This window comes from Izhakiella capsodis (assembly GCF_900115045.1).
Taxonomy (GTDB): Bacteria; Pseudomonadota; Gammaproteobacteria; order Enterobacterales; family Enterobacteriaceae; genus Izhakiella; species Izhakiella capsodis.
Genome location: NZ_FOVC01000011.1, coordinates 27,256 through 46,747 on the forward strand (window position 1 = coordinate 27,256; position 19,492 = coordinate 46,747).

Sequence of the window (19,492 nt, forward strand, 5' to 3'; positions counted from 1 at the left end):
CTAATTACGGTTGCGGTGGACCTTGATCACATCCGGCATAACGCGAATTTTTCGCATGATGTTAGCAAGGTGAATGCGATCGCGAGCGGTAAGGCGGATATAGGCGCTGTAGACGCGGCCGTCTTTCTCTTCGGTATTCAGGCTTTGGATGTTCGAACCAGCGGTGTTAATTGCCGCTGTCAGATTGGCAAGTACGCCCTGATGATTGAACATATCCACTTTGATTTCCGCGACAAACTCCTGGTCGGTCACCGTATCCCACTCGACCGCCATAAACTTTTCCGGCTCTTTTTGATAGCCGCGAATATTTCGGCAAGATTCGTGATGCACCACCAGCCCTTTACCAGGACTGACATGCGCTACTATTGGATCGCCGGGGATGGGACGACAGCATTTAGCAAAGGTTATCAGTACGCCGTCTGCGCCTTTAATTGGCAGCTTACTATGCGCGGCGGTGTTTGGTGCCGGAATGGTCGTCTCCCCCGGTTGCAGATTCTTCGCGACAACCACGCTCATAGCGTTGCCGAGGCCAATTTCAGCCAGCAGATCGTCAAGGCTGCTCAGACGCATGCGTTCCAGCTCTTTTTGAATATGCTCAGGCCTTATTTCAGAAAGCTTGCGGCTGCCGCCGAGGGCGTGATTAAGCAGGCGACGACCAAGGTTGACTGAGTCCTCGCGTTTGAGGCTTTTTAACATCTGGCGAATTTTTGATCGTGCGCGTGAGCTGACCACAAAATTGAGCCAGGCGGCATTAGGACGGGCGCCGGGTGCAGTGATAATCTCGATAGTCTGTCCGCTGGTTAGCGGCTGAGATAGTGGATAGGGTTGACGATCGACACGAGCGCCTACGCAGGCGTGTCCTATGTCGGTATGCACGGCATAAGCAAAATCGACAGGCGTGGCATCGGCAGGTAGCTCTACGATCCGCCCTTCCGGAGTAAAAACGTAAATCTCATCCGGGAACAGATCGGATTTTACGCTTTCAATAAATTCAAATGAACTGCCGGCACTCTGCTGCAGCTCCAGCAAGCTCTGCATCCAACGCTGTGCGCGGATCTGCGCTGTCGTGCTGGTTTCACCCTGTTCTTTATAGGCCCAATGCGCTGCAACCCCCATTTCAGCCATCTGATCCATATCTTCAGTACGAATCTGAACCTCAACGGGCACGCCATGCGGGCCAATCATCGAAGTATGCAGCGATTGATATCCGTTAGCTTTAGGAATGGCAATATAGTCTTTAACCCTACCAGGGCGCGGTTTATACAGGCTATGCATTTGACCCATAACGCGATAACAGGTATCAACATCACGCACGATGACGCGAAAAGCGTAAATGTCCATGATGGAGTGAAAGCGCTGCTCTTTAAGGTGCATTTTGCAGTAAATTGAATAGAGATGCTTTTCCCGCCCCGAGACGCGGCAGGCAATGCCTGCTTCTTGCAGACGCCCATCAATTTCCGAAAGGATTTTTTGAATCATCTCCTTGCGGTTGCCACGGGCTGCTTTTACCACCTCTTTAATTACCCGGTAGCGATTGGGATAAAGTGCTTCAAAACCCAGCTCTTCGAGCTCGGTTTTAAGATGATGAATGCCGAGTCGATGGGCCAGCGGACTGTAAATCTCCAGCGTTTCACGCGCGATGCGACGACGTTTATCCGGACGCAGCGCACCCAGCGTACGCATATTATGCGTTCTGTCGGCGAATTTAATTAAAATGACACGGATATCCTGCACCATCGCCATGATCATTTTACGATAGTTTTCCGCCTGCGCTTCTTTCTTATCGCGGAAATTGAGCTTATCGAGTTTGGAAACCCCCTCTACCAGTTCAGCAACGCTTTTACCAAAAAGTTGCTCTATATCCTGATAGGTTGCCGGAGTATCTTCGATAACATCGTGAAGCAGCGCAGCAATCAGCGTTTCATGATCGAGCTTCATCTCGGCCAAAATGCAGGCTACGGCGACAGGATGGGTGATATAGGGTTCACCACTGGTACGTGTCTGTCCCTCGTGAGCATCACGTGCGACCAGATAGGCCTGCTTGAGGCGCTTAATTTGCTCCTCAGGCAGGTATTTTTCAATCAGCTGATTAAGACTTTCAAACAGATACAAGGGTGACCTGCGAAATAATTAACGACGGCCTTCTGCAATCGCGGTAACAGCCTGCAGTTCAGCAGCCTCTTGCTCTTGCTGCTCCTGACGCTCACGCACATCGAGGATGCGACTGGTGATCAAACCCTCTTCAATTTCACGCAGGGCAATGACGGTTGGTTTGTCGTTTTCTTCCGGGACCAGCGGATCTTTACCATACGTCTGCATCTGGCGTGCGCGACGAGCAGCGACCAAAACTAGGTCAAAGCGGTTACCAATTTTCTCTACTGCGTCCTGTACGGTTACGCGTGCCATATATGTGCTACTCCACGGGTGACGAAAAGACTGGGCATCATACTGAAAGTGGCTTCAGTCTGCCAATAATTTGCTGATTAATCCATCATGGCGCGCTTTCTGACGCCCTATCCGCAAGCGTTCTGCACGGATAATGGTTTTCAGATCGGATAATGCCAGATCGAAATCATCGTTCACAATTAAATAATCATACTCAGCGTAGTGATCCATTTCCGCAACGGCTTGTGCCATACGCCTGGAAATGACTTCTTCACTATCCTGTCCACGGCCACGCAGTCGACGGTCCAGCTCTTCGCGTGACGGCGGCAAGACAAAGATACTGCGCGCGTCAGGTAATTTGTGCCGAATCTGTTGAGCGCCTTGCCAGTCAATATCAAGGAAAATATCGACGCCGGTCGCCAGCACCTGCTCAATAGCTTCGCGCGAAGTACCATAATAGTTGCCAAAAACTTCAGCATGTTCAAGGAACGCATCACGCTCGATCATGGCACGGAATTCATCATGGGAAACAAAAAAATAATGCTCCCCGTGCTGTTCGCCCGGCCGCATACACCGGGTGGTATGAGAAATAGAAACTTGGGTATCGTACAGCGGCTGTGTTTTCAGTAGTGCCTGAATCAGGCTGGATTTTCCTGCTCCACTGGGAGCGGAAACGATATAAAGCGTGCCTTGAGCCATGTGTGTTAGTTATATGTCAATTAGCGAAGTCTATTTCGTGCTCAGTATACACGCCTGACGCACTCGATGCAGCGTTTAACGCCGACCGACAACTATTTTCTCTGCCGCCTGAAGCCTCGCCGCAAAATGAACCTCAATCTTAGGTAGTTGCACAATAAGCGTGAGGCCCAGTACGGCCAATGAATATCCGTATGTCGCCGATAAATGATGGGTTGGCTAGAGTTGCCAGACATCTGACAGGGAGACGTGAAATAATGCAATGGAGAGCTGCGGCAATCATCACCCTGATATTTAGCAGCCCGGTTGCGGCACTGTGTCCGTCCTGGCCTGAAGAGCGCGCAGAGCAGGAAATTAGGGCGCTGAGTCACCAACTCAGCATTTGGGATCGCGCCTACTATCGTGACGGAAAAAGCCCGGTAGAGGATTACGAATACGATGCGTTGCGCGAACGGCTGGGGCGTTGGCGTACCTGTTTTAACTCGTACTATTCGATGTCTGAACCGATTGGTGTCGCCCATGGGCGAACTGCACATCCCATCGCGCACATTGGCGTGCGTAAGCTGCCGGGGGAAGCAGCTCTGGAGCGTTGGATGCAGCAATCACGCGGCCCGTACTGGGTACAACCAAAGGTAGACGGTATTGCGGTAACGCTGGTTTATCATCGCGGGAAGCTACAGCGGCTGATAAGCCGTGGGGATGGTATTTATGGTGAGGACTGGACGGCTCAGGCTCACGCTATTGCAGCCATTCCAGCTTCGTTACCTGAACCGCTTAGCCTGGTACTTCAGGGCGAACTGTTTTTACGAATGAAAAATCATCGGCAGGCTGAGCAGGGCAGTGTAAACGCCAGAGCGAAAGTTGCTGGTGCCCTGAGACGCAAGCAACCGAGCCCGCTACTGGCTGATATCGGACTATTCATCTGGGCCTGGCCGGATGGCCCCGCGACGATGCCCGCGCGGCAGAATCTGCTTTCGTCGTTAGGATTTTCCCTGGCGTCAAAGTGGACATACCCTGTCTCTGAGAGCAAAGAGGTTGCTGCCTGGCGACAACGCTGGTATCGAGCTCCCCTGCCGTTTGCCACTGATGGTGTAGTGGTGCATCGGGAACCGACTCTGATCGGGGCGAGCTGGCGGCCGGGCATTGGTGACTGGGCAGTGGCATGGAAATTTCCGCCGCCGCAAACTATCGCAGAAGTGAAAGCGGTTGAGTTTAAACTCGGTCGGACCGGCAAAATCGCCGTCGTGCTCAGGCTTCAGCCGCAAGCTCTGGATGATAAGCAGTTGCGCCACGTTAGTCTGGGTACGCTTCTTCGCTGGCGTAAAGCCGACATCGTACCTGGCGATCAGATCAGCGTATCGCTGGCCGGGTTAGGGATCCCGCGCTTCGACCGCGTTGTCTGGCGTACCCGAACGCGCGTTTACCCCACGCCACCCTATGAAGGTCGCTATAACTCACTTAGCTGTCTGATGTTAACTGATGGATGCGCATCACAGATGCTGGCGCGCCTCGACTGGTTAGCTAGCCGCGAGGTGTTAGATATGAATGGGTTGAGCCGGGGCTACTGGCAGCAGCTTATTCAGGCAGGTGCAATTAAGCATTTGTTTAGCTGGCTTACGCTTAGTGAAGCACAAATTGCTACGCTGCCAGGTATTTCTCCATCTCGTTCAGCCTGGCTTTTGCATCGCTTTAACGTGACGCGCAGACAGCCGTTACAGCGCTGGGTGAAGGCTCTGGGAATACCAGTGCCGGGACCTGCATTGAACGTGTTGCATGAGAGCAGCTGGTCGGCACTGATGGCAAAAACATCAGCAGAGTGGCGTGAATTGCCCGGTGTTGGTCCTGTGCTTGCCGATCGCATTCGACGTTGGTTTGCCAATGAAACTGTCCGGCAGCTGATTACATTCCTCCAGGCTCAGGGCGTGCCTGATCCGGGTAGTTCTGAAAAGCAAGTCAATGGTCGGGGTGCTGATAGTTAAAAACGGGCAAGCCGAGGCGAAAACGCAAAGCGACCAGGCGGGCCAAAAAGCCTGCAAGCAGGGTTATAACCACGACCCATTCATTAGGCAGTTGGGTTTTCAATAGCAGAATATATAGCCAGCCAGAGGCGAAGGCGATACCTGCGTAGAGCTCCTTTTGAAACACTAACGGTATCTGGTTGCAAAACAGATCGCGCAGTACTCCACCAAATACGCCGGTAATGACTGCACTGATTGCGGAAATGAGCGCGGGGTGGCCCATATCAAGTGCTACCTGAGCGCCAATAATAGAAAAAACGACAAGGCCCAGCGCATCCAGCACCAAAAAAACTTTGCGCAGATGGGGCATCAGCGGCGCGGCAAGGGTTGTAATAACCGCAGCGGCCGCAACGACCAGAATATATTGCGGATGTTTGACCCAACCAAGCGGATAATGGCCCAACAGGATATCGCGCACCGATCCGCCGCCAATGGCGGTAACTGAGGCGATAATAATTACACCAAACATATCCATTTTACGGCGTCCTGCAGCCAGTGCGCCAGTCATGGCCTCAGCGGTTATTCCAATAATATATAAAACGGTCAGTAACATAATAACTCCTGCAAACCGGCGTGCAGCGTACTGATTCAACCTGAGGCCGACTACTGAGATTTTTTAATTTATCGTAAATCAGATAACTTTTCCTTATTTCAGAAGGGTGAGTTTAGTTCTGGTAGGTGGGTTTTCTGCCAGAGAAATGGGCCAGCTTATCCTAACTTTATTTATCACTGTCTTTACGAACTGGCTGGGAATTTCTTCCCAGCACTGTTTGCGTTCAGGCGTTCACAGGAACAGTGAATAGGAGATTGCTGTGATCGCAATCAACCCTATCAGCACCACAAAGATGTTGCTGATGTGACCGCTGTATTTGCGCATTGCCGGCACTTTCGCAATAGCATACATCGGCATCAAAAACAGGATTATAGCGATTACCGGGCCTCCCAGAGTTTCAATGATATTCAGGACGTTGGGATTCAGGGTGGCCACCAGCCAGGCGGTGAACAGCATGAATATAGCGGTCAGGCGATTTAGCTTGTTGTGGTCAACGTTTTTCCCACGGCTGCGCAGCATTTTAACCATCATGCCGTTAAACCCTTCACGCGCCCCCAGATAGTGGCCAAGAAAGGATTTTGAGATAGCTATCATGGCAATAATCGGTGCAGCCCAGGCGATGAAAGGTGCATGGAAATGATTCGCCAGGTAGGAAAGGATTGTAATATTCTGCGCTTTGGCCTGCGCTAAGTCGGCCGTTGACAGGCAGAACACGCAGCTAAAAACAAACAGCATAACGGTGAAAACCATCATGATATGGGCAAACATCAAGATGCGGCTACATTTTTGCTCAGCTTCCTTGCCATACTCATTGCGTTTAGCTACCGAAAAAGAGGATATGATCGGTGAATGGTTAAACGAGAACACCATCACAGGAATAGCCAGCCACAGTGTTTTCCACAGCCCGGCTCCCGCCTGCGGCGTTTCAAACGACATGCCCTGCAATCCGCTCAAATTCCAATGGGGGATCAAATAGAGCGCCAGCAGGGTCAGGGTTATTACAAACGGAAACACCAAAAAGCTCATCGCTTTAACGATCATCTGTTCACCCAAGCGTACGATGCTCATCAGACAAACAATCAGAATTAATGCCAGGAGCGCACGAGGAGGTGGGGACATATGCATCTGATAGGTGATAAAACTTTCTACCGTGTTGGTAATGGCTACGCTGTAAGTCAATAAAATTGGGTAGATTGCAAAGAAGTAAAGCAGAGTAATGAGCTTACCTGCACCGTTGCCAAAGTGTTCCTCGACAACTTCGGTAATATCATCGCCAGGATTTTTTCCTGAAAGTACGAAACGAGTCAGCCCACGATGAGAATAGTAAGTCATCGGAAAGGCGATGATCGTCATGACGATAAGCGGGAGCATTCCCCCCATTCCTGCTTGAATTGGCAGAAAAAGCACGCCTGCACCGATCGCGGTGCCATACAGGCCAAGCATCCAGATGGTATCAGTTTTGCGCCATGCTGCCGGGCCAGTACCAGTCACAACCGAATGCGTTTGCATGGTTTCCATTTATATCTCCTGAAATCTATGATAGCCATCATTTTGGATATAAATAATGTCATAGTTAATTAGTACGAAATAATATTTCATTTATTTATGATTGTTTGAATTTTAATCACAAGTGGGCGCAAGGAAGATATCCTGATGTAGGTCAATTGAAAGTGATCGTGATCGCAATATTTTGCCATTAATCCGCTCAATGCGGATTTAATCGAGACTTATTGTGCGAGATCAGACATCGCCACGCTGAAAAGACAATTTTCCGTTTTGTCACTACATTTAAAATCGTTTTGGGGGTGAAGTAAGGTGCCTAATTGAATGTTAAATCGGTTTATTGAGCACATCTGTTAAGCCTTTTTATTAATTGGTTTGTTGATGGTATGTTTTTATTTTGGCTACAAACTGAAAGGGTATGGTCAAATATTGGTCAGTATGCAAAGAGGGAATCTTAGGCGATTTTTCTGGTTATCCCACTTTCGGGTAGCCATGTGCTGTTCCATTCGCCATCCCTGCAGGTCTCTACTAACGTGATGAGAACCAACACCCTTTGATGACCGTAAGCCTCCAGATAGGCGTGTTTTTGGTGAAAATGGTGTTGTCGCTATGGTCAGGCCTGCTGTTTCCTTTAAAATCTTTACGAACAACCAGGTTACCCACAGGCGAACACTGATAGCAAAAAGAAGTTCAGCTTTGTCGTTTTTTTAATATCCCTACGCCCATCAGTTCATCATATAGTGGCGCGGTACCCGGCACCGCACCTATTCGCTGGCAGTTAACTTTAATCTGGCATCCGGGCCAGTTTTATCGCCCTCTTTTAAAAAGATGATCGCAGGGCACTTACTCACAGTCGCTTTCTTCTACGCCGCTCATTGCCTGGGTTGCGCGTACTGCGGTTTCCTGCGCCCAGGCAAGCAGATCATGAGCAAGTTCTTTGCCGTATTCGTCGTTAAACAGGTATTGTGCCGCTTCCAGTACGGCTGCGATTGGTCTTATAGCTTCAGCGGGAGTTGAGTAGGAATTACGCATGACCGATCCCCTGTTTAATCTGCATGCTATTCAGATAACGGGCAGTGCTAGATACCGATGAAGATAGTAAGTCTGTCAGCGCGTTGGTGTCGGCCACAATCAGATTGCCCGGATGAGGAGACATAAGGCGATGAACGATTGCAGCCTGGTGCTCGCCAGTGGCTTCAAGGATAATCTGGCGGAGTCTCTCCTGCCGATCAGCGCGGGACAATGGCACAGAACGATACTGAAACTTGAACGGAAAATGGGCAGGGTGATTAGCCATAACGATGGCCCTACTGTGCTGATTTAGGGTGCTATTATCAGAGTTTTCCCCTGAAAGTTGTCTCACCAGTGCCACCATTGATACGATATGGTTACGAATCGTTGAATTAAGAGGTGCTGAGGTTGCAACACGTGGGGGGGCAGAATCAAGCATATACACCTCCCGTACGTTTAGCGTAATGCCATATCGTACTGATATGTACGCCGGGATAGAGAGCAACGTGATGGGCGCGGGCATTTCCGCTCGGCGGAATAGTAAATTGCAGATACTTCATACAATTATCTCTATTCAGTAAAAAGGTAATCAAAAGAGTACTGTGCAGAGTTCTGGAATATTCTAATGCGCCAGAATATTACAAATGTTCCTCTGTGGGATTACCTGTTATCACACCCGCTTTCTACGTCTGTTCTCTCAATAGCGGGTAAAATCTCAATAAGAATATCTTTCAGGTGCCCCGCCAACGCTTTCCCTCCGGGTGCTTTTATTTCTTTGTTGGCAAAATCTGTTCGTATCAGGCTGGTAGGATCTTCAAGATGTTTTCTCAGATTTTCCGCAACATCTGCCCCATAGTGAATATAAATAAAGGATTTTAAAGTAACGGCCAAATAGTTGATGGTTTTCGCTGATACAGGCTTACCCTCGGCTAAAACCTCGTCGCCTTCAGGATCTGTCAGAAAATGAAATAGTTTCTCTAGCTCCTTACCGGGAATGCAAAGACCGTCCAGACCGTAGGTAAGTGAAAGTATTGCGCATAGCCATTGGCCGTTATCGTCACAAACGGAATATTCAGGTTTCATACTTACATGCAGTTTACGCTCTGTATAGTTATCCTTAGAGCCGTATCTCTTAACGCTGAGTATTGCGTAATCATCCGAGGGAAGGCCGTAATCTACCGACTCCCAGAATACGTGAAAACTGACCGGAGAAACTGAAAGCAAAACCTCTCTGCCGGTGCCCGGTGCCGGGACGTTTTCGCAGGCTATATGGTCAGGTAGCGAAAAACATAACTCGATATGTTTTTCATTCCAAAGCGTCAGCAAATCCTCACTGGTGCAATCTGCCCCGTGAGCGCATAGCATCTGTGCTGCCCTATCCAGAGAATAGCTGGATAGTGGGGCCAGGAATTTACTCATCTGCTACGTACGCCATCCATGTCATCGCCTAAGTGAAAGAAGAAGACGCAGGCGGTAAAGCTTGCCGCTTCTCTGTTCGTCGGAAAGTCTATTAAGGACAATTTTACAACGTAATGGCTTAGAGTGGAAACGTAAAGCTTCCAGCCCCATATGGCAACTGATATAGTTACCGGGCGAAGAAATACAGATTCTTTTATGAGAATCTAACAATGGAATACAACATGTTAATTCGTAAGTTCCTGGGTTGGGAAGAAGCTTCTTTTGATGAATACAAACGATGTTATTCACAATATGGCGGTAACTTTTCTACTCACCCAGATGTGTTAGCTTATATTCATAGCAATGCCGATTGTAAAGAGAAATACTTCGTTCATCTTACATCAGGTAGGATAAATGGTGGGGTGTACGTATGGCATAAAAACAGGCTAGCTAATGATACATGTACTGATTTAGTGACGTCGCATCTATGCATTCCCGTCGCTAAAGATGAATTGATTTTACCTGTGGCTAAAGAAAAGAAAACTTTCATACCCTTCAAAAGCAAAATAATTTCGCCAATAAATAAAAATATTTTTAATAGAAATGAACTATTTAATGCAAGAAGAGCCATTTGTCTGGCTAAACCTTTAGCATCGTTTTCAAAGAAGACAGTTCAGACACGAAAAAGAGAACTGAGTAAGTTTTTAAATGATGGTGGAGAAATAAAGGAGCAATCTGAATTCCAATCGGATGAGATGGTGGATATATACCACTCCCTTTTTGAAATGCGGTGGGGGAAACGAAACTATGATGGCAGAAATGAACGGAATTTTATTAAAAAATTCAGGAGTAATTTTTTCGGAAAGATTCTTTATTTAAATAATAAGCCTTGTGCTTTTATGTTGATAACACGTTGCGATTCGGGAAACACGATTTTACTGGACTTTATAAATATTGGGATAAATAAGGAAATTAGAAAGCACTCTTTAGGCTCTATCCTGATGTGGATCAATGTAAATGAAGCATATAACAATATTTCTTCTGAAGGTAAGCATATTCGATTCTCCTTTGGGAAGCCAACCTTAGATTACAAACAACGGTGGTGCTTTCAGGAAAAGCTTGGCAGGCTGCTATGAATAAATCGCCTCCACTTTATATAGGGCAATAGGGGATGTGACTGGCATTGTGGACTTCTATAGCAATTCCTCCTTTTAATAAAGTCGTTGATAAACGCCCTATCTGTATTTGCTGCAAAAAATGATAATTCACGTCGATTGCAACGTTGTGAGCGCGTACACCTATCTAATAGGAGCTTAGTAACTCGACGTGAATTACCACGAGTGTATCGGACGCATCAGAATCCGCGATAATTGGTATTATCCAGATAGCGATTGTAATCACTCTCGATATCGTTAAGCACCGCTGCTCGTATCACTTACTGACATCCCTGAGTTAATAGTAGCCGCTCGGGCTGAAATCCTGTGAGGCTCTCTCCCGCAGAACCTGGCGACTAAGGCTGGTCGCAATGGTTTTACATTGAAGCGATGCCTCTGAGTTCGTAACTCAGCCGCCAGACGCAAAAGCGCCACTGACTGAATCGCGGCCGGACATTTATGGTTATACGAGTACGCTACGCATGGGCCTTAATGGTGTCTTTCAATAAAAACATCCTTCATTCAGGCGTTTCTCGAAGTATGTCGCTGCTTTTTGGCGAATGCCCGGCTCCTCATCTCATCCAGCCAACTGACGTTTAAGTCGGGGAGCACCGCCGACCTTTCCTGCCCATGTTCAGAAAAAAGTCCGTTATGACGCGGGCTATAGGGTATCAGGAAGTTGTTGTGAGATTTGAAGAGTTTGATAGTAAATCTACTCGATTGAATCTGCTCATTGAGTAAGCGCGTAAAGGTCTTTTATTGGCTGGTTTTTTGCTAAAGCGTTTTTCGTTTGGTACACCCTATATCCGCGATGTTATGCCATCATATGCGACAGTATGAAAATTAAAAAGCCCGCATTTAGCGGGCTGGGTGGGTTTTCTGCTACTGAGTGCGACGGCATGCAACGTTACTCAATATTTTGAATCTGCTCGCGCATCTGCTCTATCAGCACTTTAAGCTCTATAGCAGAAGTTGTGATATCCGCATTGATTGATTTCGATGCCAGGGTATTCGACTCGCGATTGAATTCTTGCATCATAAAATCAAGGCGGCGACCAACAGCCTCTTTTTTCTTCAGGATGTTATAAGTCTCTTTTACATGGGCATCGAGGCGGTCGAGCTCTTCGGCAACGTCGATACGCTGCGCCATCATTACCAGCTCTTGTTCAAGACGGTTGCTGTCAGTCTGCACTTCTGCGTCTTCCAGCTTATTTATCAGCCTTTCGCGCTGCCATTTCAGAACGTCCGGCATATGCGATCGTACATTACTGACTTCAGCACTGACGCCGACCAGCCGCTGTTCGATCAGACTCTTCAGGGCCGCGCCTTCAGTTTCGCGGGCGGTAATAAAATCATCAATTGTGCCGTCGAGCCCGCCCAGCAGGGTTTCTGCTATAGCGCTCAGATCCTGCTCGCCTGCCGACATGACGCCCGGCCAGCGCAAAATATCCAGCGGATTAATTTCGCCCTCATCGCTCTGCATTTTTACCCAGTTGGCCGCTTTTACCAGCTGGATTGCCAGCGGCTCATTGAGAATTAGTTCGCCCTGAGATTGCAGATCGGCCTCGAAGCGTAGCCCGCATTCGACCTTGCCACGAGTTAATCGACTACGTAGCCTTTCGCGCACTATGGGTTCAAGACTGCGGAACTGCTCAGGCAGACGGATGTAGGTTTCCAGATAGCGTTGGTTTACTGAACGTAGTTCCCAGGCGGCACTGCCCCAGTCGCCTTTAATTTCGCGCCGTGCGTAGGCGGTCATGCTGCGAATCATGTAGATTACCCGTAAAAATGAATGTTCACTGATTATAGCGACGAGCGTTGAGGGTTGACAGGCGCGGGTGCAATAACGGTTAAATCCTTTACCACAGTCCAGTTGAAGCGAGTATACGCAGGATAGGCATCCAGTGGTGAATTTCGTATAATGCGCAACTAAATACTATACCGCCGGAGAGAATTTATGCGTCCAGCAGGCCGTAATGCACAGCAGGTGCGCCCCGTTACCCTCACTCGTCATTATACTAAGCATGCGGAAGGCTCTGTGCTCGTTGAGTTTGGTGAAACAAAAGTGCTCTGCAATGCCACCGTAGAAGAAGGCGTGCCGCGCTTTTTGAAAGGCCAAGGGCAGGGATGGATCACGGCGGAGTACGGCATGTTGCCGCGGGCAACACATAGCCGGAATGCTCGTGAAGCGGCGAAAGGAAAACAAGGCGGTCGCACACTTGAAATCCAAAGGCTGATTGCGCGTTCACTGCGCGCGGCAGTGGATTTGCACAAGCTGGGCGAATATACCATTACCCTTGACTGCGATGTAATTCAGGCTGATGGCGGCACCCGCACGGCCTCCATTACTGGGGCTTGCGTAGCGCTGGCTGATGCGCTTGACGCGATGGTCGCCAATAAGCAGCTGGCCGCAAGTCCAATGAAGGGTATGGTCGCCGCGATTTCTGTTGGTATCGTCAATGGTAATGCGGTATGTGACCTTGAATACGTTGAAGATTCTGCAGCTGAAACCGACATGAATGTTGTCATGATGGAAGATGGACGCATGATTGAAGTACAAGGAACGGCAGAGGGTGAGCCATTCAGTCATGAGGAGCTATTGAACTTGCTCGAGCTGGCACGTAGCGGCATAACGACCCTGGTGGCAGCGCAAAAGGCTGCACTGACAAACTGATGAAGCAGGCGACCTCCGAGTCGTCTTTTTTACACGATGAGGATGCGGATATGAAGGCCTGGCAGCGACAGTTTATTGAGTTTGCACTGAACAAGCAGGTGCTGAAATTTGGCGAGTTTACGCTAAAATCCGGGCGCGTCAGTCCCTATTTTTTTAATGCGGGACTTTTCAATACGGGTCGTGATATCGCCCTATTGGGCCGTTTCTACGCGCAGGCGCTGATTGATTACGGTATTGATTTCGATTTACTGTTTGGGCCGGCATACAAGGGCATCCCGATTGTAACCACTACCGCCGTAGCATTAGCTGATCACCATGACCGCGATGTCCCCTGGTGTTTCAATCGCAAAGAGGCGAAAGATCACGGCGAGGGCGGCCTTCTGGTCGGTAGTCCGTTGCAAGGAAGAGTGATGCTGGTGGATGATGTTATTACCGCCGGAACGGCTATTCGTGAATCAATGGCGATTATACAGGCAAATAAGGCGCATTTGTCAGGCGTACTGATTTCTCTGGATCGACAGGAGCGTGGATTGGCAGATATTTCGGCAATTCAAGAAGTTGAGCGTGATTATAAATGCAGCGTTATCGCGATTATTACTCTTGCTGATTTAATCAGCTATCTGGAAGAAAAACCAGAATTGGCCGATCATCTGGCCAGCGTCCGGTCTTATCGAAATACCTACGGTGTCTGAAACCGACCGCAGGAAGATATCAGGCATGGTACAGGCGCAGTCAGTTTACCAGACTGCGCTTTTTTCTGTCGCTTAAATGAAGTGATGACCACCGCGGTTTATATTAACTGCGCGGCAATCAACGGCCATCGGGTATCAAAATCCTGAGTGGGGCGATAGCGAAACTCCGAACGGACATAGCGTGACAGCAGCCCTTCACAGCTTGCCAGAATTTGGCTGGCAAGCAGGGTTTCATCGTTGCTGAACCCCTCACCTTCGCGTAATTTACGTTCGCGCAGAACCTGGCGCAGCTGTACTTCGATACGTTCAAAAAGCTGGTTGATTCGTCCCTGTAAACGATCCTGTTCAAACATTAACGCATGGCCGGTAAGAATGCGCGTCAGGCCAGGATTACGTTCGCCAAAGCCAAGTATTAACTGCGTGATTAAGCGCAGACGAGGCAGCGTCTCTTTTTCGTCTTGTAAAATCAGATTTATGCGTGTAATCAGGCTGTTTTCAATAAACTCGATTAGGCTGTCGAACATTTTAGTTTTGCTGGGAAAGTGGCGATAAAGTGCCGCCTCTGAAACACCAACCGTTGCCGCCAGCTTGGCTGTGGTTATACGCTGACTACCGTCGCTGGACTCCAGCATTTGTGCTAAAGCCTGAAGTATTTCATCACGGCGGTTTTTTTTAGCGCGTTTTTGTTCTGCCATCTCTGCAAAGACCCCTGAAAATCACCTTCAATGGACATAAGCTCACGTTCCCCTGTCGGATAAATTACCCATCAGGAAACAGGATACGTGAAACGTATTATCAGGCGCCAGGCGCCTCAGATATTGATGGTGAGGTGGCTATTGTCGGCCTGAATGACCGAATCCTCCTTCACCGCGCAAGCTGGCGTCAAAAGATTCAACGATATTAAACTCCGCCTGCACTACCGGTACAAAAACCAACTGAGCGATGCGTTCGCCGGGTTCAATAATAAAAGTATCCTGGCCGCGATTCCAGACGGAAACCATCAGCTGCCCTTGATAATCAGAGTCAATCAGGCCCACCAGATTTCCCAGCACGATACCGTGTTTGTGGCCAAGGCCGGAGCGAGGAAGGATAACGGCTGCCAGTTGCGGATCGGCGATGTGTATCGCCAGCCCGGTTGGCACCAGAGTTGTTTGTCCCGGTAGTAGCTCAATCGCTGCGTCCAGGCAGGCGCGCAAATCCAGCCCGGCTGAACCAGAAGTTGCATAGGACGGTAGAGGAAAAGTGTTTCCGACACGGGGATCGAGGATTTTAATGTCTATTTTTTTCATCATAACGAAGAATAATCTCGTCTAATAATTGTTGGGCAAGGCGTGTTTTGTCGCTGAGTTGCAGGACTTTCTCTCCTTGCTGCCAAAAAAGATGCAGCGCATTATTATTGCTGTTGAAACCTTGTCCCGCTCGGGACACATCATTGGCGCAGATCAAATCGAGCTTTTTCCGCAACAGCTTTTGCCGGGCGTATTCTTCCACATTCTGGGTTTCAGCGGCAAATCCGACAACGTAAGGTCGTTCGCTGGTCATCTCCGCAACCCCTGCCACAATATCAGGATTCTTTACCATTCTCAGCGTCATTTCTTCGCCCTGCTTTTTAATTTTTTCCGTGGCGATTTCACCGGCGCGGTAATCAGCTACCGCCGCACAGCCAATAAAAATATGCTGCTGCCTGACGTAGCGCATTACCGCTTCCTGCATGTCCAGTGCGCTGATGACGTCAATACGTTGCACGTTGGCGGGAGTAGGTTGGTTTACTGGCCCAGCAATCAGCGTGACCTGGGCTCCACGACGCACTGCGGCTTGAGCGATGGCGAAGCCCATTTTTCCCGAGCTATGGTTAGAGATAAACCTCACCGGGTCGACCGCCTCACGCGTAGGACCTGCGGTTATCATAATCTTCAGGTGTTGCAGATTGTTGACGGGAACAGCCCATTTCACGGCTTCGGTGACAATAGCAAGCGGGTCAATCATACGCCCTGGGCCTATGTCACCACAGGCCTGGCTACCGCTATCTGGCCCCCATATCATCATTCCCCTGCTTGCCAGCTTTGTCAGATTCTCTTGCATGACTGCTGCCCGAAACATCTGTTGATTCATTGCTGGCACAACGGCAACAGGTGCAGCTGTCGCCAGGCAGACAGTAGTGACCAGATCATTTGCCATGCCACAGGCAAGGCGAGCAATGAGATCGGCGGTCGCCGGGGCAAGAATGACCAGGTCGGCCCATTTACCTAGCTCGATGTGGCCCATTGCAGCTTCTGCGGCGGGATCGAGCAGGCTGTCAGAGACAGGATAACCAGAAACGGCTTGCAGGCTAAGCGGCGTAATAAAGGCTTTGGCAGCCACCGTCATTACAACCCTGACTTCAGCACCTCTGTCGCGCAGGCGGCGCACTATCTCTGGCGCTTTATAGGCAGCAATGCCCCCACTGACGCCCAGCACGATTTTTTTACCGTGTAATTCCATCATGATGTTTTGCCCCACCTAAGCTAGCGGTACGTGTTGCACGCCGTACTTTATCCGTATCTTATCACACTAAGATTAACCGGGATTAGCGCAGGTGGTGGTCCCGTTAATTTTGCGAACATCGCCGAAAAATTGAGCCAGAAGAGTAGGCTCGAGAAACAACTGGTTGCATGATCAGCATAAAGAGAATGTTTCGGGAAAAGATGATGGCTAAAGCATGGGTGACACTTCCTCCACGGGAAAAAATGATCAAGTACGGTGCCGAAATGCTCAGTGATGCCGAGCTGCTGGCTTTATTTTTGCGCACCGGTACCCGGAATCTGCATGTCATTGAGGTCGCGGAGAGCCTGCTGTCAACCTTTGGTTCACTGCGGCGTATTTTGCAGGCTGATAGCAGTGAGCTTAATCAGATTAGTGGTATTGGCGTCTCGAAATTTACCCAGTTACACGCTATAGCAGAGCTGGCAGATCGCTTTTATGATAGCCAGACCCTGCGTGACGAGAGTCTGAACAGTCCGCATTCTACACGGCGTTTTCTGCAGCGTCGGCTGATGCGCCAGCAGCGAGAAATATTTATGGTCATCTTTCTGGATAATCAGCATCAGGTTCTCAGTGCAGAGGAGATGTTTGCCGGAACGTTTAATTCGGTTGAGGTGCATCCTCGGGAAATTATTCGCCGGGCTTTGAAGCTTAACGCGGCGGCGCTGATCGTCGCTCACAACCATCCCTCCGGGGTTCCAGAGCCTAGCCGTGCTGACCGCCAGCTTACCGAGCAGCTCAGACAAGCCAGCTCTTTTTTTTCAATTCAACTACTCGACCATCTGGTGATCGGGCACGGTTGTAGCGTCTCTTTTGCCGAAAGAGGGTGGTTATAGCCCGATCATCGGGGGTCATAGCGTCTTTTTTGCAACTGAAAAAGAGATTTCAGTCGATCCGATGGGATCTTTTTTGTCCGGGACTTGAGCGCCCGGGCTACAGGGCGTATACTACGCCACCTTTGAGAATCTCGGGTTTGGCGTTTGGGCCTGCTCAGCGGGTTCGCATTGAACCAGTCTGGACAGGCTAAGAGCCTGACGAGGCGGCCAAAAACCCTATTTTTAAAGCTCGAGCTGATTTGATTTTTGGAGAATTGACATGTCACGAGTCTGCCAAGTAACTGGCAAGCGTCCGGTGACCGGTAACAACCGTTCACACGCGCTGAACGCGACGAAGCGCCGTTTCCTGCCCAACCTGCATTCACACCGTTTCTGGGTTGAAAGCGAGAAGCGTTTTGTTACTCTGCGCGTATCTGCTAAAGGTATGCGTGTTATTGATAAAAAGGGCATCGACATCGTTCTGTCTGAACTGCGTGCCCGTGGTGAGAAGTACTAAGGAATAAATCATGGCTAAAGGTATTCGTGAGAAGATCAAGCTGGTTTCCTCTGCTGGTACAGGTCACTTCTATACCACCACGAAAAACAAGCGTACTAAGCCGGAAAAACTTGAGCTTAGAAAGTTCGATCCGGTTGTGCGCCAGCATGTGATCTACAAAGAAGCTAAAATCAAGTAATCGGTTTAGTGATAAGTAGAATAAAAACCTCGCTCCGGCGGGGTTTTTTTATTTTGCCTGCTTGTCAGGGTTTTATGGAGATATGAGATGCCTGAACTACCAGAGGTCGAAACCAGTCGGCGAGGGATTGAGCCTCACCTGGTCGGCGAAACGATACTGCATGCTATTGTCCGTAATCCACGCCTGCGCTGGCCGGTATCGCAGGAAATTCAAGCTCTGAGCGACCAGCCGGTACTGAGCTTGCAGCGGCGCGCGAAATATTTGCTACTTGAACTGCCGATAGGCTGGATAATCATTCATCTTGGTATGTCAGGCAGTTTACGTGTTTTGCCGGAAGAGCAGCCTGCGGCAAAGCATGACCACGTTGATTTAGTGCTGAGCAACGGCAAGGTATTGCGCTATACCGACCCGCGTCGGTTTGGCGCCTGGCTTTGGAGCGCTGACCCCGAAGCCAGCAGCGTGCTGGCCCATCTGGGACCAGAGCCGCTCAGTGAAGCGTTCGATGGCAAATATCTGTTTACGAAATCACGCACTAAGCGCACGGCGATAAAACCCTGGCTGATGGATAACAAACTGGTGGTTGGCGTGGGAAATATCTATGCCAGCGAATCGCTGTTTGCCGCTGGCATTTTACCTGATCGTCCGGCTATGACGCTAAGTTCTGATGAAGCCGACATACTGGTACAGTCGATTAAAGCGGTGTTGCTGCGTTCGATTGAGCAGGGGGGAACCACTCTGCGTGATTTTTTACAAAGTGATGGCAAGCCCGGTTACTTTGCCCAGGAATTGCAGGTTTACGGACGTTCAGGCAAGTCGTGTCGGATGTGTGGAACACCATTGCTAAGCGGCAAGCACGGACAGCGCAGCACTTACTGGTGCCCGCACTGCCAGAAATAAGCGCTACAGCTTAGCCATCAGAGCTTGCCAGACGACATCGGGCAGAAACGCTTGCACATCACCGCCGTGGCGGGCCACTTCTTTAACCAGCGATGATGAAATAAAAGAAAACTCTCTGGATGGCATCATGAATATGCTTTCCAGACCCGGCAGAAGATGATGATTCATCTGCGCTAATTGTAATTCATACTCAAAATCGGACACCGCACGCAATCCGCGGATTAATACGTTTGCCTGCTGCTGCTGAGCAAAGTTAGCCATTAAATCGCTAAAACCCACCGTTTCAACGTTTGACAGGTGCTGTACCGCCTTACGCGCGAGATTAACGCGTTCGTCCAGGCTAAACATCGGATTCTTGCCGGGGCTGGCGGCAATTGCCAGAACGATTTGGTCAAACATGCGTGATGCGCGCTTGAGTATGTCGAGATGCCCGTTGGTCAGCGGATCAAAGGTGCCTGGATAAATCGCTTTGGTACTCATC

At 49.5% G+C, this 19,492-nt stretch carries 21 protein-coding genes; 8 read left to right on the plus strand and 13 right to left on the minus strand.

The features are described 5' to 3' along the window. Genes spoT through gmk form a run of 3 tightly spaced genes read right to left on the minus strand, consistent with a single transcriptional unit; the run spans window position 1 to window position 3,084 of the window. Window positions 1-2,112: a bifunctional GTP diphosphokinase/guanosine-3',5'-bis pyrophosphate 3'-pyrophosphohydrolase gene (gene spoT / locus BM191_RS13630; protein WP_092879106.1), complete on the minus strand. Its 2,112-nt coding sequence runs from the start codon at window positions 2,110-2,112 to the stop codon at window positions 1-3. Between the two features lie 18 nt (window positions 2,113-2,130). Continuing rightward, entirely contained in the window at window positions 2,131-2,406 is a 276-nt protein-coding gene (gene rpoZ / locus BM191_RS13635) for a DNA-directed RNA polymerase subunit omega (RefSeq protein WP_078004700.1), read from the minus strand. A gap of 54 nt (window positions 2,407-2,460) precedes the next feature. Next, window positions 2,461-3,084, minus strand: a complete 624-nt coding sequence (gene gmk, locus BM191_RS13640; RefSeq protein WP_092879108.1) for a guanylate kinase — start codon at window positions 3,082-3,084, stop codon at window positions 2,461-2,463. A 254-nt stretch (window positions 3,085-3,338) separates the two neighbouring features. Here gmk and ligB point away from each other — a divergent pair, with 254 nt between their 5' ends. After that, window positions 3,339-5,060 (plus strand): NAD-dependent DNA ligase LigB, encoded by a 1,722-nt coding sequence (ligB, locus tag BM191_RS13645; RefSeq protein ID WP_230479597.1) that lies wholly within the window; start codon window positions 3,339-3,341, stop codon window positions 5,058-5,060. Here the strand turns inward: ligB and BM191_RS17245 are convergent. From BM191_RS17245 to BM191_RS17250, 5 genes are all read right to left on the minus strand, one after another. Further along, window positions 5,035-5,652: a trimeric intracellular cation channel family protein gene (locus BM191_RS17245; protein WP_092879110.1), complete on the minus strand. Its 618-nt coding sequence runs from the start codon at window positions 5,650-5,652 to the stop codon at window positions 5,035-5,037. The two genes, ligB and BM191_RS17245, sit on opposite strands and share 26 nt — an antisense overlap. A 231-nt stretch (window positions 5,653-5,883) precedes the next feature. Further along, window positions 5,884-7,170 (minus strand): HAAAP family serine/threonine permease, encoded by a 1,287-nt coding sequence (locus BM191_RS13655; protein WP_092879112.1) that lies wholly within the window; start codon window positions 7,168-7,170, stop codon window positions 5,884-5,886. 828 nt (window positions 7,171-7,998) lie between these two features. Then, the gene (locus BM191_RS13660; RefSeq protein ID WP_092879114.1) at window positions 7,999-8,187 is read right to left on the minus strand and encodes a hypothetical protein; all 189 of its coding nucleotides are present in this window, start codon (window positions 8,185-8,187) and stop codon (window positions 7,999-8,001) included. After that, window positions 8,180-8,605, minus strand: a complete 426-nt coding sequence (locus tag BM191_RS13665) for a hypothetical protein (RefSeq protein WP_092879116.1) — start codon at window positions 8,603-8,605, stop codon at window positions 8,180-8,182. The genes BM191_RS13660 and BM191_RS13665 overlap by 8 nt, the downstream gene beginning before the upstream one ends. A 221-nt stretch (window positions 8,606-8,826) precedes the next feature. Continuing rightward, entirely contained in the window at window positions 8,827-9,585 is a 759-nt protein-coding gene (locus BM191_RS17250; protein WP_230479598.1) for a hypothetical protein, read from the minus strand. 221 nt (window positions 9,586-9,806) lie between these two features. Between BM191_RS17250 and BM191_RS13675 the strand changes: the two genes are divergently transcribed. Beyond that, complete coding sequence (locus tag BM191_RS13675) at window positions 9,807-10,700, plus strand: GNAT family protein (protein ID WP_177203345.1); 894 nt, start codon at window positions 9,807-9,809, stop codon at window positions 10,698-10,700. Between the two features lie 925 nt (window positions 10,701-11,625). Here BM191_RS13675 and BM191_RS13680 read toward each other — a convergent pair. Continuing rightward, window positions 11,626-12,489, minus strand: a complete 864-nt coding sequence (locus BM191_RS13680) for a YicC/YloC family endoribonuclease (protein WP_092879120.1) — start codon at window positions 12,487-12,489, stop codon at window positions 11,626-11,628. 186 nt (window positions 12,490-12,675) lie between these two features. On the opposite strand from BM191_RS13680, the gene rph reads away from it, so the two are divergent. Together rph and pyrE are read left to right on the plus strand one after the other, a co-directional pair. Further along, window positions 12,676-13,392: a ribonuclease PH gene (gene rph / locus BM191_RS13685; RefSeq protein ID WP_092879122.1), complete on the plus strand. Its 717-nt coding sequence runs from the start codon at window positions 12,676-12,678 to the stop codon at window positions 13,390-13,392. Window positions 13,393-13,442: 50 nt separating this feature from the next. Continuing rightward, the gene (pyrE, locus tag BM191_RS13690) at window positions 13,443-14,084 is read left to right on the plus strand and encodes an orotate phosphoribosyltransferase (protein ID WP_092879264.1); all 642 of its coding nucleotides are present in this window, start codon (window positions 13,443-13,445) and stop codon (window positions 14,082-14,084) included. A gap of 98 nt (window positions 14,085-14,182) precedes the next feature. On the opposite strand, the gene slmA is transcribed toward pyrE, so the two are convergent. The 3 genes from slmA to coaBC all read right to left on the minus strand — a co-directional run bounded on the left by slmA (window position 14,183) and on the right by coaBC (window position 16,568). Beyond that, the gene (slmA, locus tag BM191_RS13695) at window positions 14,183-14,779 is read right to left on the minus strand and encodes a nucleoid occlusion factor SlmA (protein ID WP_092879124.1); all 597 of its coding nucleotides are present in this window, start codon (window positions 14,777-14,779) and stop codon (window positions 14,183-14,185) included. Window positions 14,780-14,917: 138 nt separating this feature from the next. Beyond that, entirely contained in the window at window positions 14,918-15,376 is a 459-nt protein-coding gene (gene dut, locus BM191_RS13700) for a dUTP diphosphatase (RefSeq protein WP_177203346.1), read from the minus strand. Continuing rightward, the gene (gene coaBC / locus BM191_RS13705; protein ID WP_092879126.1) at window positions 15,354-16,568 is read right to left on the minus strand and encodes a bifunctional phosphopantothenoylcysteine decarboxylase/phosphopantothenate--cysteine ligase CoaBC; all 1,215 of its coding nucleotides are present in this window, start codon (window positions 16,566-16,568) and stop codon (window positions 15,354-15,356) included. Before coaBC ends, dut begins: the two co-directional genes overlap by 23 nt. 203 nt (window positions 16,569-16,771) lie before the next feature. On the opposite strand from coaBC, the gene radC reads away from it, so the two are divergent. The 4 genes from radC to mutM all read left to right on the plus strand — a co-directional run bounded on the left by radC (window position 16,772) and on the right by mutM (window position 19,011). Continuing rightward, on the plus strand, window positions 16,772-17,440 hold the full coding sequence (gene radC / locus BM191_RS13710; protein WP_092879268.1) for a RadC family protein: 669 nt from the start codon (window positions 16,772-16,774) through the stop codon (window positions 17,438-17,440). 259 nt (window positions 17,441-17,699) lie between these two features. Then, complete coding sequence (rpmB, locus tag BM191_RS13715) at window positions 17,700-17,936, plus strand: 50S ribosomal protein L28 (protein WP_092879128.1); 237 nt, start codon at window positions 17,700-17,702, stop codon at window positions 17,934-17,936. Between the two features lie 10 nt (window positions 17,937-17,946). Further along, on the plus strand, window positions 17,947-18,114 hold the full coding sequence (gene rpmG, locus BM191_RS13720) for a 50S ribosomal protein L33 (protein WP_092879130.1): 168 nt from the start codon (window positions 17,947-17,949) through the stop codon (window positions 18,112-18,114). An 87-nt stretch (window positions 18,115-18,201) separates the two neighbouring features. Beyond that, window positions 18,202-19,011: a bifunctional DNA-formamidopyrimidine glycosylase/DNA-(apurinic or apyrimidinic site) lyase gene (gene mutM / locus BM191_RS13725; protein WP_092879132.1), complete on the plus strand. Its 810-nt coding sequence runs from the start codon at window positions 18,202-18,204 to the stop codon at window positions 19,009-19,011. Window positions 19,012-19,014: 3 nt separating this feature from the next. Here the strand turns inward: mutM and coaD are convergent, their stop codons facing one another. After that, window positions 19,015-19,491 (minus strand): pantetheine-phosphate adenylyltransferase, encoded by a 477-nt coding sequence (coaD, locus tag BM191_RS13730; protein ID WP_092879134.1) that lies wholly within the window; start codon window positions 19,489-19,491, stop codon window positions 19,015-19,017. Window position 19,492: the final 1 nt, after the last annotated feature.

Excerpts from the sequence above, each read along its gene's own strand:
- rpoZ (WP_078004700.1), bottom strand. The coding sequence starts at position 2,406 with ATGGCACGCGTAACCGTACAGGACGCAGTAGAGAAAATTGGTAACCGC.
- gmk (WP_092879108.1), bottom strand. The coding sequence starts at position 3,084 with ATGGCTCAAGGCACGCTTTATATCGTTTCCGCTCCCAGTGGAGCAGGA.
- ligB (WP_230479597.1), top strand. The coding sequence starts at position 3,339 with ATGCAATGGAGAGCTGCGGCAATCATCACCCTGATATTTAGCAGCCCG.
- BM191_RS17245 (WP_092879110.1), bottom strand. The coding sequence starts at position 5,652 with ATGTTACTGACCGTTTTATATATTATTGGAATAACCGCTGAGGCCATG.
- BM191_RS13655 (WP_092879112.1), bottom strand. The coding sequence starts at position 7,170 with ATGGAAACCATGCAAACGCATTCGGTTGTGACTGGTACTGGCCCGGCA.
- BM191_RS13660 (WP_092879114.1), bottom strand. The coding sequence starts at position 8,187 with ATGCGTAATTCCTACTCAACTCCCGCTGAAGCTATAAGACCAATCGCA.
- BM191_RS13665 (WP_092879116.1), bottom strand. The coding sequence starts at position 8,605 with ATGCTTGATTCTGCCCCCCCACGTGTTGCAACCTCAGCACCTCTTAAT.
- BM191_RS17250 (WP_230479598.1), bottom strand. The coding sequence starts at position 9,585 with ATGAGTAAATTCCTGGCCCCACTATCCAGCTATTCTCTGGATAGGGCA.
- BM191_RS13675 (WP_177203345.1), top strand. The coding sequence starts at position 9,807 with ATGTTAATTCGTAAGTTCCTGGGTTGGGAAGAAGCTTCTTTTGATGAA.
- BM191_RS13680 (WP_092879120.1), bottom strand. The coding sequence starts at position 12,489 with ATGATTCGCAGCATGACCGCCTACGCACGGCGCGAAATTAAAGGCGAC.
- rph (WP_092879122.1), top strand. The coding sequence starts at position 12,676 with ATGCGTCCAGCAGGCCGTAATGCACAGCAGGTGCGCCCCGTTACCCTC.
- pyrE (WP_092879264.1), top strand. The coding sequence starts at position 13,443 with ATGAAGGCCTGGCAGCGACAGTTTATTGAGTTTGCACTGAACAAGCAG.
- slmA (WP_092879124.1), bottom strand. The coding sequence starts at position 14,779 with ATGGCAGAACAAAAACGCGCTAAAAAAAACCGCCGTGATGAAATACTT.
- dut (WP_177203346.1), bottom strand. The coding sequence starts at position 15,376 with ATGATGAAAAAAATAGACATTAAAATCCTCGATCCCCGTGTCGGAAAC.
- coaBC (WP_092879126.1), bottom strand. The coding sequence starts at position 16,568 with ATGATGGAATTACACGGTAAAAAAATCGTGCTGGGCGTCAGTGGGGGC.
- radC (WP_092879268.1), top strand. The coding sequence starts at position 16,772 with ATGGCTAAAGCATGGGTGACACTTCCTCCACGGGAAAAAATGATCAAG.
- rpmB (WP_092879128.1), top strand. The coding sequence starts at position 17,700 with ATGTCACGAGTCTGCCAAGTAACTGGCAAGCGTCCGGTGACCGGTAAC.
- rpmG (WP_092879130.1), top strand. The coding sequence starts at position 17,947 with ATGGCTAAAGGTATTCGTGAGAAGATCAAGCTGGTTTCCTCTGCTGGT.
- mutM (WP_092879132.1), top strand. The coding sequence starts at position 18,202 with ATGCCTGAACTACCAGAGGTCGAAACCAGTCGGCGAGGGATTGAGCCT.
- coaD (WP_092879134.1), bottom strand. The coding sequence starts at position 19,491 with ATGAGTACCAAAGCGATTTATCCAGGCACCTTTGATCCGCTGACCAAC.